The organism is Pseudoalteromonas sp. PB2-1 (assembly GCF_045040605.1).
Taxonomy (GTDB): Bacteria; Pseudomonadota; Gammaproteobacteria; order Enterobacterales; family Alteromonadaceae; genus Pseudoalteromonas; species Pseudoalteromonas arabiensis.
The window spans coordinates 3,387,194-3,401,971 of the sequence record NZ_CP090667.1 but is presented as its reverse complement, the minus strand read 5'-3'; the positions used below and the strand labels follow the sequence as shown (position 1 = coordinate 3,401,971).

Sequence of the window (14,778 nt, the reverse complement as noted above, 5' to 3'; positions counted from 1 at the left end):
AATGGCATGCCTTAGTCTTATTATGATCGGTTGCGGTAGTGAGAAGTCTGCCCCTGATGTTTCTGCGCTTGTGTATGAGAAGGCAAAGCCAATTAGCCCTTTTTTATTAACCGACCAACATGGAAATCCTGCCGATAATAGTCAGTTAAAGGGGCATTGGAATTTACTGTTTTTAGGCTACACCAGCTGTCCTGATATCTGCCCTATGACACTGGCAAAACTTACAAGTGTACAAAAGCAATTAAGCAAGGATTATGACGTACAGGTGTGGTTTGTTGCTGTCGATCCAAAGCGAGATACAACGGCTAAACGTAAAGCTTATATTGATTATTTTAATACTGATTTTTTAGCTGTATCAGGGTCGCATAAACAGCTATTTCCCTTTGTGCGGGAGCTTGGCTTAATTTATGCGATTAATGATAGCGATGAGCAAGAGTATGCTGTCGACCATAGTGCTTCGGTGGTGATGGTTGATCAAGTTGGGGCTGTGCGAGCGATTTTTAAACCTGAATTTAAGCAAGGTAGTGTGCCTTTGATTAATGCCAAAACATTAACGCAAGAGTTTAAGGAAATTGCTGACTATTATGCTTTATAACTTGTATAGAGCAGTAAAGTATTTTGAAAGAGAGCAGATGCTCTCTTTTTTTATTTTTCCTCTAAGCTATTAAAAAAAATTACTATTTTTTAATTTAAAAAATGGCAATTTTATTAACTCAGTCTAAGCTTTTGTTATGAATTATTAAAAGCCGTGAAGAGCGTGTTAATGATAAAGCTTCCTACTGAACTCGCAATTACTCAGGTTGAGTCGTTACACCAAGATTTACTACAAGAGTTGTCGTCAAATGATGATATATGTCTTGATATCAGTGAAGTAACGAGAGCCGATACTGCGTCAGTACAGCTGCTGTGTGCATTACAAAAACATTTGCTTTCGGTTCAGCATAAAATTATTTGGGTTGGACAAAGCGAACCATTGCAACAGGCAATTAATAGTTTGGGATTAAGTCATTACCTTGTGCTTGAAAATACCAATTAAGAGGTTTTTATGAAAAGAATTTTAGCAGTCGATGACTCAGCATCAATGCGACAAATGGTTGGTTTCACCCTTAAAAAAGCGGGCTTTGACGTAACGGAAGCAAAGGATGGCAGCGAAGCATTGAGTATCGCAAAGCAGCAGGGCTTTGATGCGGTAATTTCTGATGTCAACATGCCGGTAATGGATGGGATCACACTGATAAGAGAGTTACGCACTCTACCAGACTATAAATTTACTCCTTTACTCATGCTGACCACAGAATCGGGTCTAGATAAAAAGTCAGAGGGTAAAGCTGCTGGCGCAACAGGCTGGATAGTAAAGCCTTTTAACCCAGAGCAATTGTTAGCGGTATTAAAAAAAGTGATTCGCTAACAATAGGAGCGGGGCATGAGTATAGATCTAAGCCAATTTTTTGAAGTGTTCTTCGAAGAAAGCTTTGAAGGACTCGATGCAATGGAAGCTGAGTTATTAAACCTAGTTCCAGGCGAAGAAGACTTAGAAACAATCAATACAATTTTTCGCGCTGCGCATTCTATCAAAGGAGGTAGCGGAACATTTGGATTTACTGCAGTTGCTGACTTTACCCACGTTTTAGAAACTCTTTTAGACCAAATACGTGAAGGCTCACGAGACTTAACTGCTGAGCATGTAAACCTCCTTTTAAAGTCAGTTGATTGTTTGCGGGCGTTATTACGTGCTCTGCAGGCTGAACAACAGCCTGATTTAGCGGAAGCTGATGAACTACGTATAAAATTTGAAGAAATTTTAGGTATGCGCGCAGCAGCAAAAGCCGTGGCAAGCAATACAGATAGCGAAGAGCCTAGCGCAGAAAGTAGTCGAAACACTTTTCAAATAGATTTTAAGCCTCATCACCATTTATTTAAAACAGGTAACGAACCGCTGTATATGATCAGCGAGCTTGCTGAGCTAGGTGATCTTGAAACTCAGGCATTCCAAGATGATGTGCCAGATATTACCGACTTTGCGCCTGAAGAATGTTTTTTATCTTGGCGCTTCTTTTTAACCACAGATAAAGAGCAAAGCTGCATCGAAGAGGTTTTTGAGTGGGTTGAAGATGATGCTAATATCACTATTACACTATGCGGTGGCTTATTTGGTGATGAACTAGAAGAAAAAAAGTAGCACAAGTAGCCACTGATACAGACATCAAAGAGACAGAAACTGCGGCTAAGCCTACGGCGGAGGTTAAGAAGTCAGCGCCAGTTAAATCAGCCGCAGCCAATACAGAGTCTACTTCGATTCGTGTTGGAATCGATAAGGTGGACTCGCTAATTAACATGGTCGGCGAGCTCGTTATTACACAAGCCATGCTTAGCCAGTTGGGTGAGCAAGAGATAACCGAAGCAACCATTGCTTCTTTACAGGAAGGGCTTGCTCAACTCGCTCACAACACCCGGGACTTACAAGAAAATGTGATGCGTATAAGAATGTTGCCGATTAGCTTCGTTTTTAGCCGTTTCCCACGCTTAGTGCGTGATATCTCTCAAAAACTCGACAAGCAAGTTGAACTAAAGCTTTTAGGTGAGCAAACCGAGCTGGATAAAACTGTGATGGAGAAAATCTCTGATCCCATGGTGCATCTAGTAAGAAACTCACTTGATCATGGCTTAGAGACAGTTGAGAAACGGGTCGCAGCAGGTAAAGATCCGGTCGGTACCGTTACATTGAATGCTTTTCATCAAGGCGGAAATATCGTGATTGAGATCATGGATGATGGTCAGGGCTTAAATACAACGAAGATCCGTGAAAAAGCGATAAAAAATGGCTTAATTTCCGAGTCTGATGAGCTTAGTGATAATGAAATCAATGAACTCATTTTCTTACCTGGCTTTTCGACCGCAGATCAAGTGAGCGATCTATCCGGACGAGGCGTCGGCATGGATGTGGTGAGAAGAAATATTGAAGCACTGAGCGGGTCAGTCGAAGTCTCATCAGCCCCAGGTGTAGGGTCGACCTTTACTATTCGCTTACCACTGACACTAGCGATTCTTGATGGCCAGTTAGTTCGTATTGCTGAACATACTTACATCATCCCACTCATTTCGATAATTGAATCACTACAAATTGATATCAGCAAAGTAAGTCGGGTAGGAAAAGACTTAGACGTATTGCGGCTGCGTGATGAATATATTCCTATCTTACGCTTATACACTATTTTTAATCACCAAGGTGCAATAGAAACACTTGATAAGACCTTGTTAGTTGTCGTTGAAAGTGACAACCAAAAAGTAGGTTTGCTGGTAGATGACTTACTGTCTCAACAACAAGTGGTTATTAAAAGCTTAGAAGCCAATTATCAAAAAGTGGATGGGGTGTCTGGCGCAACCATTTTAGGAGACGGTCGCGTTTCGTTGATTGTCGATATTAGTGGCTTGATTAAGCTATCTGGACTGAGAAAACCGGGAAGTCAGGAGCTTATCATCGAGTCTAAAGCAAGTTTGGAGGCGTCATGATTACATCGCAAGACGACTTACATAACAAACTAACTTTGGATCAAAATCAGGATGTTAAACAGTTCTTAACGTTCATCATGGCAGATGAAGAGTATGGCGTTGATATTTTAACAGTTCAAGAAATTCGCAGTTGGGAAGAAATAACCGTCATTCCAAATGCGCCAGATTTTGTTAAAGGAGTAATTAATCTGCGGGGAACCATAGTGCCTATTATTGATTTACGGCGTCGATTTGCGATTCCGGCTATTGAGTATGGGCCGCTGACAGTGGTGATTGTCCTCAAGGTGAAATTAGAAAGCACAAGTAAAATTATGGGTATCGTTGTCGATGCCGTTTCGGATGTCTATAGCATTGCTGAGCATGAAGCGAAAGCAGTGCCCCACTTATCAGATTCTGAGCATGCGCAATTTGTGGCAGGTTTGGTGAATGTGGGTGAAAAAATGGTCGCATTATTAGACCTACAAAAAACGATGGACATTTAATTGGGTTGATTAACAAGAAGGTGAAGGGTATGGGATGGTTTAGCAGTCCTAAAAGTGTTGAGTCAAATAATGATTTAATTGTTACTGCATTGAATAAGTCACTTGCAGTGATTGAATTTCAACCATCGGGAACAATCTTGACAGCCAATGCAAATTTCTTAAGCGTCATGGGTTACCGGCTTGAGGAGATTCAAGGGCAGCATCACGCGATGTTTGTTGCTGAAGAGGAGTCTAAAAGCACCGAATACCAGCAGTTCTGGCAGCGTTTGCGAAACGGCGAATTTATCTCTGATGAATTTAAGCGCATCGGTAAAAATGGCAAAGAGATTTGGATCCAAGCGACCTACAACCCAATTATTAATAATGACGGCCAAGTTATTAAAGTCATTAAGTTTGCCAGTGATATATCAGCACAAAAAGAGCGAGACAAACAATCACAACGTGATGCAGATTTATCTAATGCATTACGTGTCTGCCAAGCAAGTGTGATGATTGCTAATAATGACCTTGAAATTGTTTTTGTTAATGAGCAGGTTAAACAAATGCTAAAGGCGCGTGAAAGTGACTTACAGTCAGTTTTACCCAATTTCTCTGTAGCCAATTTAGTGGGGACTTGTGTTGACGATTTTCACAAACAACCAAGTCATCAGCGTGAGTTATTAAGGACATTGACTGAACCTTATAAAACTACCTTACGCCTTGCAGGTTTAATCTTCAGTTTAATTGCCACACCTTGGGTCAGTGTCTCAGGAAAGCGTTTGGGGACTATTGTTGAGTGGCAAGATATTACCGACAGAGTTAACAAAGCTGAGACTGAAAAGCGTGAAGCCGAAGAAAACCTGCGAGTGCGTCGTGCGCTTGACAGGGTTGCAACAAATACCATGATTGCTGATGCGGGTAATAACATTATTTACATGAATGAAGCCGTATTGAACATGATGAAAATTGCTGAAAGTGATTTGCGCAAAGACCTACCTAACTTCAATAGCAACAACTTGATTGGTCAAAATATCGATGTGTTTCATAAAAATCCTGCTCATCAGCGTAACATGCTGGCAAAACTTAGCAGTACCTACAGCACGGAGATTGTTGTCGGTGGACGCACCTTTGGTCTTGTGGCCAATCCTATCTTTACACCTGATGATGAGCGTATTGGTACAGTGGTGGAATGGGATGATAGAACAGCAGAGGTTGCCATTGAAAAAGAAATTGCTGGTTTAGTCGCTGCCGCAGGTAAAGGAGACCTAGAAGCCCGAGTAGAAGAGACTGGTAAAAATGGCTTTTTTCTACGCTTAGCGCAAGGCTTAAATAGCATGGTCAGTATTGTTGAGGATGCGGTTAAAGATACTGGTAATATGCTTGATGCAATGGCGAACGGCGACTTATCAAAACGTATTGAACAAGAGTACCAAGGGTCATTTGAGAAATTAAAACGTGATGCTAATGCCACGGCTGATAAGTTAACTGAAGTGATTAATCGCATTAATAGCTCTGCAACGTTAGTAGCCAGTGGTGCTGAGGAAATCTCACAAGGTAATGCTGACCTGAGTCAACGCACTGAAGAGCAAGCATCGTCACTTGAAGAAACAGCATCAAGTATGGAAGAAATGACCAGTACAGTTCGCCAAAATGCTGATAATGCCAAAGAGGTCAATGAACTTGCAGAAGAAACACGTGCTAAGGCGCAAAAAGGCGGTGAAGTTGTTAATCGCGCGGTGACAAGTATGTCGGCCATTAATGAGTCGAGCAAGAAGATTGCCGATATTATTAGTGTGATTGATGAAATAGCATTCCAAACAAACTTACTTGCATTAAATGCCGCTGTTGAGGCCGCAAGAGCGGGCGAGCAAGGCCGAGGGTTTGCTGTGGTTGCAGGGGAAGTGCGTAATCTTGCACAGCGTTCTGCGGCAGCGGCAAAAGAAATTAAAGAGTTGATCCGCGATAGTGTCGGTAAAGTTGAGGACGGTACCTTACTGGTTAATGAGTCAGGCTCAACACTGCAAGAAATTGTAACCGCTGTGCAAAGAGTTACAGCCATGATTTCTGATATTGCCCAAGCATCAGAAGAGCAAAGTTCAGGTATTGAGCAAGTTAATAAAGCGATTGCACAGATGGATGAAATGACGCAGCAAAATGCAGCACTCGTTGAAGAGGCTTCTGCGGCTGGTGAGTCAATGGCTGAGCAAGCAAATGACATGCGACGTTTACTAAACTTCTTTTCTCTCTCTGTTGAAGAAGAAACAGATATAACCAGCCGTGCTTCGAGTGTATCCGTTAAGCGGCCAAGCCAATCAGCACCTGCTTCGCCAAAAGGTAATAACTTTGTAGACCCAAGTGATGAATGGGAAGAGTTTTAAAACTCTTCCCACTCTACATCGCTAATACAATGTGTATTCCCTCTAAGGCTGGTGGGTTAAATTATGAAAGAGTTTTTACTAACGGATAGTGATTTCAAAAACATTTCATCTCAGGTATACGATGCTTGCGGTATCGTACTTGCGGAGCATAAGCGTGAAATGGTGTATTCACGCTTAGCAAGGCGACTTAGGTTACTTAAGTTAAAGAGTTTTAAAGACTATTTAGCTTTTTTAGAAGAACATAAAGAGCGAGAATTTAGTGAGTTTATCAATGCGATTACCACCAATTTGACGTCATTTTTTCGTGAACCACATCACTTTAACTATCTAAAAAATACGATAGTGCCGAGACTATTGACTACAAATGCACAGCAAAAGCGAGTGCGCGTTTGGTCAGCAGGCTGCTCCACAGGGGAAGAGCCCTACACGATAGCAATGACTCTAAGTGGTCTGTTCCCGACTAATTGGGATGTAAAAATTCTAGCCACTGACCTTGATTCAAACGTACTTGCTAAGGCGCAAGCTGGTACTTATACAGCAGCTAATGTAAATGGGCTCGATAAAAGTCAGCTAAAACGTTGGTTTTTAAAAAGTCATGATGGTCAGCTCTATAAAGTAAAACCACAGTTACAAGAGAATATCTTTTTTAAGAGGTTGAATTTACTTGAGCAGTGGCCGATGAAGGGAGCATTTGATGTCATTTTTTGTCGCAACGTAGTTATTTACTTTGATAAGCCGACAAAAGATACGCTTTTTCATCGTTACTTTGACTTATTGAATGACGCGGGGCATTTGTTTTTGGGGCATTCAGAAACCATGGGCAAAGACCATCAAGAATTTAAAAACCTAGGCCAGACGATTTATCAAAAGGTGGTTAATGAATAGTCATTTCAAACCAGTATTATCAGGGTTTGAGCACGTAAAGCGTTTTTGGGACAGTCACAGACAAAAGGTGGTCGCAAAAGTGTTACCGGGTGAATTCTATGTCTCTAAAAATGATGAACTGATCACCACCGTACTTGGCTCATGTATTGCTGCATGTATCTATGATCAAGGGTTAGGTGTTGGTGGCATGAACCACTTTATGCTACCGATACAAAAAGGCGTGGATCCGAGTAATGCTCACAGTTTAAATTGCCGTTATGGTAACTGGGCTATGGAGTTTTTAATTAATGAAATTTTAAAAAATGGTGCATCAAAACGTAACTTAAAAGTGAAGCTATTTGGTGGTGGTAAAATTATTCGCTCAATGACAGATATAGGCGTCGGTAATATTCGCTTTGCAAATGCATATGTACTTGAGGAAGGTTTAGATTTAATATCACATGACGTCGGTGGCCCTTGGCCTCGTAAAATAATTTTTAACCCTCAGACGGGTCAAGCACAAGTAAAAAAGCTGCGTGATCTGCATACTGATAAACTAGAAAAACGTGAAGTTAAATACTTACACGAAATCGAGCAGCAAGATGCTGGAACAGACATTGAGCTATTTTAGGAGAGTGTATGATCAAGGTACTTATTGTTGATGATTCTCCCTTGATCCGTGGTTTACTGAAAGAGGTACTTGAGCAAGCGGGTGATATGCATGTTGTAGGTGCCGCTGAAGACCCTTATCAAGCACGTGATCTCATTAAGCGTTTAAATCCTGATGTACTGACGCTTGATATTGAAATGCCAAAAATGGATGGCTTAAGCTTTTTGAAAAATTTAATGCGCTTGCGACCTATGCCGGTTGTTATGGTTTCAACATTGACTCAAAAAGGCTCACCTATTACCCTCGAAGCGCTAGAACTCGGGGCTGTGGATTTTATCGCAAAACCAACGGCTAATGTGTCTGAAAACTTGCAACGCTATGCGTACTTAGTACAACAAAAAGTCCGTACAGCAGCAGGTGCAAGGATCCGAGCATTTAAAGAGCAGAAACTAGAAAAAGATAGCTCACTCGACAGTCTGCAATTTAAAAGTAATGCAGTGATGGCCATAGGTGCTTCAACGGGGGGAACAGAGGCAATCAAAGAAGTGCTTATCCGTATGCCCAAACACTGCCCACCCATTGTGATAACACAACATATTCCACCTGTGTTTAGTACTTCATTTGCGATGCGGATGGATCGAATCTGTGCGATAAATGTTAAAGAGGCAGAGCAAGGAGATAAGTTAGAAGCTGGCTGGGCTTATATTGCCCCAGGCGATCAGCATTTAAGTGTGGTGAAAAAGGGAGCTGCGCTGTATTGCCAATTAGACTCAGGTGAGCCCGTTAATCGCCATCGGCCTGCTGTAGATGTGTTATTTAACTCTTTAGCAGCTTTAAATTGCAAAGCAACGATAGCGTCTTTATTAACTGGAATGGGCAGTGATGGTGCAAAAGGGTTATTAGCTTTACATCAAGCTGGTGCCTATACCATGGCACAGGATGAGCTATCGTCTGTGGTATGGGGGATGCCAAAAGCCGCAATCGAATTGAATGCGGCTAATGAAATTGTCAGGCTTGATAAAGTAGCAGCACACATGCTTAAACAGGCTGCTAAGGTGTAATTACCCAAGGTTGTGAAAACCAATAATAACTGCCTTTTTTATTGATAGAAGGGGCTGTACAGTTGAATCGAGAGCGGCCTTTTTTCAATTTATTAGGCGAGGTAATTTGAACAGTATCTTTACTTGTCCAATCAAGGTTAGCTTGACCAACACCCGACACATAGCATGCAAACTGGCTTTTGTGAAAATCCTGCATATCGAACTGGATGCTCAAACTTGGCGGGTTTTCGCTGGTCACACTATCAGTGTAATTTAATGCTTTAATTGTGAAAGCTTGTGAGTCAAGTTTCGTTGAAAGCGTATCAAGCTTAGAATAAAAACCAGACGCAGGGAAGCGTGGTAATCGCGTAAAATCAGAGTGAACACCTACTGCACCTGAATGTTGACCAATACCAACAAAGCCTAATGATTTAATTAATCCTTGTAACTCGTTATTGAATTCACCATAGGGATAAGCAAGGTATTTATAATCATGACCTATTTCATCTTTAATGCGTTTTTGAGCATTTAAAATATCTTCTTTAGTGCGAGATTGCCACTGAGCGTCAGTCTCACCTTCTTGTTTTAAATGCAAGTAATTGTGCACTTGCGTATGATTACTTATCAAGGCTCCTTTTTTAGCCAGCTCTTTTAATTGCTGCCAAGTCATGACATAGCTTTTGCCACTATCAATAAGTTCAGGGTTTACAAAAATAGTATAAGGATAGCCAAACTTTTCGAGGATAGGGGCAGCTTGTTCATAATTATTTTTATAACCATCATCAAACGTGATTGCGACGGTTTTATCAGCTAACTCTTGACCTGCCTGTAGTTGAGAAATCAACTCATTTAATGGGATAACATTAAATTGCTGGTCTTTTAAATACTGCATGTGCTTGGTAAACGTCTCGCTGCTGACGCTTGTAACAGCCGGAAGGGTTTCACTGACGTGATGATACTGTAAAATAACGGCGCCGTGGGCACGCATTGATAAACCTAACAGGACTGCAAAAACTACATGAAACATTTTCTTAAACGTCATAAGGCACACCATAAAAGTTTGCTGTTATTAGCCGGTCCAATGATCTTATCAAATATTACTGTTCCATTGTTAGGATTAGTTGATACTGCAGTCATCGGTCATTTAGGCAGTGCTCACTACTTAGCCGGTATTGCACTGGGCTCAGCAGTTATCTCCCTATTATTTTGGCTAGCAGGATTTTTACGTATGAGCACCACGGGGCTTGTAGCGCAAGCTTACGGTCGAGGCGATCATACTTTGCTAGCTGAATTATTAAAGCGCAGTTTGTTATTAGCGACTTTCGTTGCGCTTATATTAATCGCGCTTAGTGTACCTATTCAATCCTTAATGGCATATTTATCGGGCGCAAATCAAGCGGTGCTAGAGCAAGCACATAGCTATTTTTCAATCCGTATTTTTAGTGCGCCAGCTGCGTTGTGTAATTTAGTGCTATTAGGATGGATGTTGGGGGTACATTACGGCAGAGGGCCGTTTTATTTATTACTCATCACTAATATTACCAATATCGTGCTTGATATCTATTTTGTTGTTTTTCTTGATTGGAAAGTGGCTGGAGCGGCTTGGGCGTCGCTAATTGCAGATTACATCGCTTTTGCCTTTGCACTTTGTTTAGTTTATCAGTTGGCTAAAAAGCAGGGCATTAACCTAGCGGTAAAGGCGTGGTTTAACGTGGCTAAACTGCTCGAATTAGTCAATTTAAATCGTGATATCTTCATTCGTTCACTGGCGTTGCAATTGTGTTTTAGCTTTATGACCTTTTATGGCGCAAGAATTGGCGAAACAACACTGGCAGCGAATGCAGTACTGCTGAACTTTTTAATGCTCGTCAGCTTTGCGCTTGATGGTATTGCATATGCAAGTGAAGCTAAAGTAGGTAAAGCAAAAGGCGAAAAAAGCACTCAGCATATACAGCTGTGGGTTAATTTGAGTTTGTTCTGGGGGGGACTGTTTGCATTATTTTACAGCTTAATATTTTTAATCTTTGGTAATGCAATTATTCGTTTATTAACCGATGTGCCAGAAGTAATTAGGATGGCTGCAGATTATTTGCCATGGGTGATTATCTTACCAATTGCAGCAATGGCATGCTTTTTATTCGATGGTGTTTTTGTTGGTTTAACGCGTGCAAAAGATATGCGAAATACGATGCTGATTAGTGCAACACTCGGCTTTTTTGGGTTGTTTTGGTTGGTGAGTGATTGGCAAAACCATGGCCTTTGGTTCGCAATGACCATTTTTATGCTGATGCGGGGTGTAACGTTATGGTTGCGCTATCGTTATATCGTTAAACAAAATAGCTTGTTGAATTAAGCGTTTATTTCCAAAGGTCAGGATCATCATCTTTGGGAGATGCTCGCTCAAGAACTTGAGCAAAACGGTTGGCAAAAATACCTAAGTAACCCCAAGCGGCAAAAAATAATGCGATGGCCAAAATAAGTAAGCCAATCAGCTGCAAGATTGCAGGGCCATAATAACCAGTGGCAATAAAAATCACGGCCAGCACAAACAGTGCTAGGCCGCAAAGAAAGCGTTTCAAGCTTAATTTGGGGTCGCTACCTAAGCGAAATACCCATTGTTTAAGCATGCTTTAGATACCGATTAGTAGTAAGAGTGCTCACCCGATTGGTGATCGGTAATGTCTCTCACACCATTGATTTCATCAAACTTAGCGATCATTTCTTTCTCGATGCCCTCTTTCAACGTGACATCAATCATCGAACAACCGTTACAGCCACCACCAAATTGCAGAACAGCAATACCGTCAGCGGTAATTTCAACTAAACCAACTTGACCACCGTGGTTTGCAAGTTGTGGATTGACTTCAGTTTCAAGCATGTGTTGTACACGCTCTTGTAACGTTGCGTCGTCGCTAAGCTTACGTGCTTTGGCATTAGGCGCTTTTAGAGTTAACTGAGTGCCCATTTTGTCAGTTACAAAATCGATTTCAGCTTCTTCTAAAAAAGGCGCACTTTCTGCGTCAACAACGGCATCAAAGCCATTAAAAGGTAGACGAATATCAGTCGCTTCAACCGCGTCTTCTGGGCAGTAAGAAACACCACACTCCGCCTGCGAAGTACCTGGATTTACAACAAAAACACGAATGTTTGTTTGTTCAGCTTGGTCTGCTAAAAGTTTAGCAAAATGAGATTGTGCAGATTCAGAAATAGAGATCATAAAACGGACTATACTTGACTAAATTACTCGGATACTGTGTATCATACTCCGCTCATCGTATTGTCGCCAGTGTTGAGCGTAAAAAGTTGCATCTATTTTGTCTAGTGGTAGCGTGAAAACATCAATTAAGTACAGGTGCTATCTATGCGTTTAATAATAACAATATTAACCATGCTAGTGAGCGTTAGCGCATTAGCGAAACCCCTTTCTTATTACTTTGAACAAGATGTGAAATTTGATCCAACCATTCCAACACCTGAACAGGTGTTAGGTTACGAAGTAGGTGAATGGCATGTTCGCCATGATCAGCTTGTGCAATATATGCAAATTCTTGCCGATAAAAGTGACCGAATGAACTTTCAAGTGATCGGTCGTACTCATGAACAACGCCCATTGGTTATGTTAACTATCACTGCGCCAGACAAATTAGGGCAGGTTGAGACTATTCGTAAAGCCCACCTAGCACGTTTGGACGGTGAATCATCAGACTCAAGCAAACAGCCGGCGGTTGTATGGATGGGGTATAGCGTGCATGGTAATGAGTCATCAGGGAGTAATGCCTCGTTATTGGTTGCTTATTACTTAGCTGCTGCGCAAGGCCCAGAAATTGATAATTTACTGAACAATACCGTTATCTTACTGGACCCATCTTTAAATCCTGATGGTTTAGCGCGTTTCGCGAACTGGGCAAACAGTAATCGCGGTATGAATTTATCGTCAGATCCAGAAACTCGCGAGCATAGAGAAAACTGGCCTAGTAGCCGGACTAATCATTATTTATTTGACTTAAACCGCGACTGGTTATTACTACAACACCCTGAATCACGAGCACGCATAGCTCAATTCCATCAATGGAAGCCGAATATTCTTACAGACTTCCACGAGATGGGGCCAAACAGCACCTTCTTTTTTCAACCTGGTATTCCGACACGTAAGCACCCGATTACACCAGAAGAAAATGTCACTTTGACTAAAGCAATTGCTAACTATCATGCGAAGACGCTTGACGAGCATAATGCTTTGTACTTCACCGAAGAAAGTTTTGATGATTTTTACTACGGAAAAGGCTCAACTTACCCTGACGTGAATGGTGGGGTGGGTATTTTATTTGAGCAAGCCAGCTCACGTGGTCACTTACAAGACACTATCAACGGCCCATTAAGCTTTCCGTTTACGATTAAAAATCAATTACTAACTAGCTTATCTACATTTCAGGCTGCAATTGAAAACCGCCAAGATCTGCTTGATTACCAAGCTGAGTTTTATAACAAAGCGATCGATCTTGCTGGTGATGAAGACTTTAAAGGGTATGTTGTTAAAGGCGGTGCAGATAACAGCCGTATGCAGTACTTTCTAGAGCTATTAAAGCAACATCAAATTAATGCGTATATGCTTGAAGAGCCATTAAAAGTGAATGGTCAAAGCTTCTCTGAAAACAGCTATTTCGTACCATTAGCACAACCACAGTTTCGCTTAGTGAAAGCCGTTTTTAGTGAGCAACAACGCTTTGTTGATAACACATTCTATGATGTATCTGGCTGGACACTCGCGCATGCATTTAATTTAGAATTTGCAAAAGTCAGTAGTAAATGGGGGCTTGATGTTGCAAAAATGCCTTGGCAGAAAGGAGTTAAGTCAAGTTATGCAACATTGCCACAAAGCTATGCTTACGCATTCAAGTGGGACGATTATCTTGCACCAAAAATGTTGAATACATTGCTAAAGCAAGGTGTTAAAGCGCGTGTTGCATTGAGTCCTCTTACTGCTAAAACGCCCAGTGGTGAGGTTGCATTTGAACCCGGTAGTATTTTGCTCCCCGCAGGTTTGCAAACAGACAGTGATTGGGTTGATTACTTAAATCAAGCGCAGACTGAGTTCGGTATTGAAATTACGCCAATTAGCTCAGGTTTAACGGTGAAAGGGGCTGATTTAGGCTCTCGCTCTATGGCCGTTGTAAAAGCGCCTAAAGTTTTACTCGTGGGTGGTGCAGGCACCAGCCAATATGAATTGGGTGAAGTATGGTATTACCTCGACCGTTTTGTAGGCACTGCGCCAACTATTGTTGAAATGCCTCGTCTTAGCAGCCTTGACCTTGAAAATTACAGCCATATTATTTTGGCTCATGGTAATTACAATACACTTGATGATGCGACCAAGGTTGCGATCAAAGCTTGGGTACGTAAAGGTGGTGTTATTTGGGGTCATAAAGGAGGTGCCAAGTTCCTTGCTGACCAACAATTATTAAAGGCCAGTTACTTATCTCGTCGTGATGTAGCGAGCGCATTTAATACGCAAGGGCTTACTTATGCCGATAAAGATCACTTAGCGGGCCGTCAACGTATTGCCGGAGCAATCTTTAATACGTCTGTTGATTTATCACACCCGCTAACATTTTCACTGAACCGTAATACCCTGCCAGTATTTAAAAATAGCACTTGGTTGCTTGAAAAGTCAGATGCACCGTTTGTAAATGTTTTAACATACACAGATAAGCCATTGTTAGCGGGCTTTACTGATGATGTGAATGTAGAGCAAGTTGCCGGTGCTGCGGGCTTAATAGCCCATTCATATGGAAAAGGCAGTGTTATTGGTATGACGGATAACCCTGTGTTCCGTGGGTATTGGTATGGTACTAGCCGATTATTGAGCAATGCTTTATTCTTTGGTAATGCTTTTCATGCAGCGGGTGATTAACGTA

General features: G+C 41.5%; 13 protein-coding genes and 1 pseudogene. 11 read left to right on the top strand and 3 right to left on the bottom strand.

Annotation, left to right across the window (positions count from 1 at the left end):
• Position 1 precedes the first annotated feature (1 nt).
• The 9 genes and pseudogenes from L0Z67_RS15915 (at position 2) to L0Z67_RS15875 (ending at position 8,884) form a co-directional block, all read left to right on the top strand.
• Positions 2-595 carry an SCO family protein gene (locus L0Z67_RS15915; protein ID WP_405128737.1) on the top strand — a complete coding sequence of 198 codons (594 nt, stop codon included), beginning with the start codon at positions 2-4 and terminating at the stop codon, positions 593-595.
• Between the two features lie 162 nt (positions 596-757).
• Positions 758-1,036 carry an STAS domain-containing protein gene (locus L0Z67_RS15910; RefSeq protein ID WP_338053562.1) on the top strand — a complete coding sequence of 93 codons (279 nt, stop codon included), beginning with the start codon at positions 758-760 and terminating at the stop codon, positions 1,034-1,036.
• 9 nt (positions 1,037-1,045) lie between these two features.
• Positions 1,046-1,408, top strand: coding sequence for a response regulator (locus L0Z67_RS15905; protein WP_062568337.1), 363 nt, complete (start codon positions 1,046-1,048; stop codon positions 1,406-1,408).
• 15 nt (positions 1,409-1,423) lie between these two features.
• Positions 1,424-3,510: pseudogene (locus tag L0Z67_RS15900) on the top strand (chemotaxis protein CheA).
• Positions 3,507-3,992 carry a chemotaxis protein CheW gene (locus L0Z67_RS15895; RefSeq protein WP_405128241.1) on the top strand — a complete coding sequence of 162 codons (486 nt, stop codon included), beginning with the start codon at positions 3,507-3,509 and terminating at the stop codon, positions 3,990-3,992. Before L0Z67_RS15900 ends, L0Z67_RS15895 begins: the two are co-directional and overlap by 4 nt.
• Positions 3,993-4,021: 29 nt before the next feature.
• Positions 4,022-6,349 (top strand): methyl-accepting chemotaxis protein, encoded by a 2,328-nt coding sequence (locus tag L0Z67_RS15890; RefSeq protein WP_405128240.1) that lies wholly within the window; start codon positions 4,022-4,024, stop codon positions 6,347-6,349.
• A gap of 63 nt (positions 6,350-6,412) precedes the next feature.
• Entirely contained in the window at positions 6,413-7,234 is an 822-nt protein-coding gene (locus L0Z67_RS15885; protein WP_237128267.1) for a protein-glutamate O-methyltransferase CheR, read from the top strand.
• Positions 7,227-7,844 (top strand): chemoreceptor glutamine deamidase CheD, encoded by a 618-nt coding sequence (gene cheD / locus L0Z67_RS15880; RefSeq protein ID WP_062568332.1) that lies wholly within the window; start codon positions 7,227-7,229, stop codon positions 7,842-7,844. Before L0Z67_RS15885 ends, cheD begins: the two co-directional genes overlap by 8 nt.
• A gap of 8 nt (positions 7,845-7,852) precedes the next feature.
• Positions 7,853-8,884, top strand: coding sequence for a chemotaxis response regulator protein-glutamate methylesterase (locus L0Z67_RS15875; protein WP_062568331.1), 1,032 nt, complete (start codon positions 7,853-7,855; stop codon positions 8,882-8,884).
• Here the strand turns inward: L0Z67_RS15875 and L0Z67_RS15870 are convergent.
• Positions 8,874-9,905: a polysaccharide deacetylase family protein gene (locus tag L0Z67_RS15870; RefSeq protein WP_062568330.1), complete on the bottom strand. Its 1,032-nt coding sequence runs from the start codon at positions 9,903-9,905 to the stop codon at positions 8,874-8,876. The two genes, L0Z67_RS15875 and L0Z67_RS15870, sit on opposite strands and share 11 nt — an antisense overlap.
• On the opposite strand from L0Z67_RS15870, the gene dinF reads away from it, so the two are divergent.
• Positions 9,882-11,216 (top strand): MATE family efflux transporter DinF, encoded by a 1,335-nt coding sequence (dinF, locus tag L0Z67_RS15865; protein WP_405128239.1) that lies wholly within the window; start codon positions 9,882-9,884, stop codon positions 11,214-11,216. The two genes, L0Z67_RS15870 and dinF, sit on opposite strands and share 24 nt — an antisense overlap.
• Positions 11,217-11,220: 4 nt before the next feature.
• On the opposite strand, the gene L0Z67_RS15860 is transcribed toward dinF, so the two are convergent.
• Both L0Z67_RS15860 and nfuA read right to left on the bottom strand, forming a co-directional pair.
• Positions 11,221-11,490, bottom strand: coding sequence for a hypothetical protein (locus L0Z67_RS15860; protein ID WP_062568329.1), 270 nt, complete (start codon positions 11,488-11,490; stop codon positions 11,221-11,223).
• A 14-nt stretch (positions 11,491-11,504) separates the two neighbouring features.
• Positions 11,505-12,080, bottom strand: a complete 576-nt coding sequence (nfuA, locus tag L0Z67_RS15855; RefSeq protein ID WP_062568328.1) for a Fe-S biogenesis protein NfuA — start codon at positions 12,078-12,080, stop codon at positions 11,505-11,507.
• Positions 12,081-12,224: 144 nt separating this feature from the next.
• On the opposite strand from nfuA, the gene L0Z67_RS15850 reads away from it, so the two are divergent.
• A complete protein-coding gene (locus tag L0Z67_RS15850) occupies positions 12,225-14,774 on the top strand; it encodes a M14 metallopeptidase family protein (protein ID WP_193987952.1) in 2,550 nt (849 codons plus the stop codon).
• Positions 14,775-14,778 lie beyond the last annotated feature (4 nt).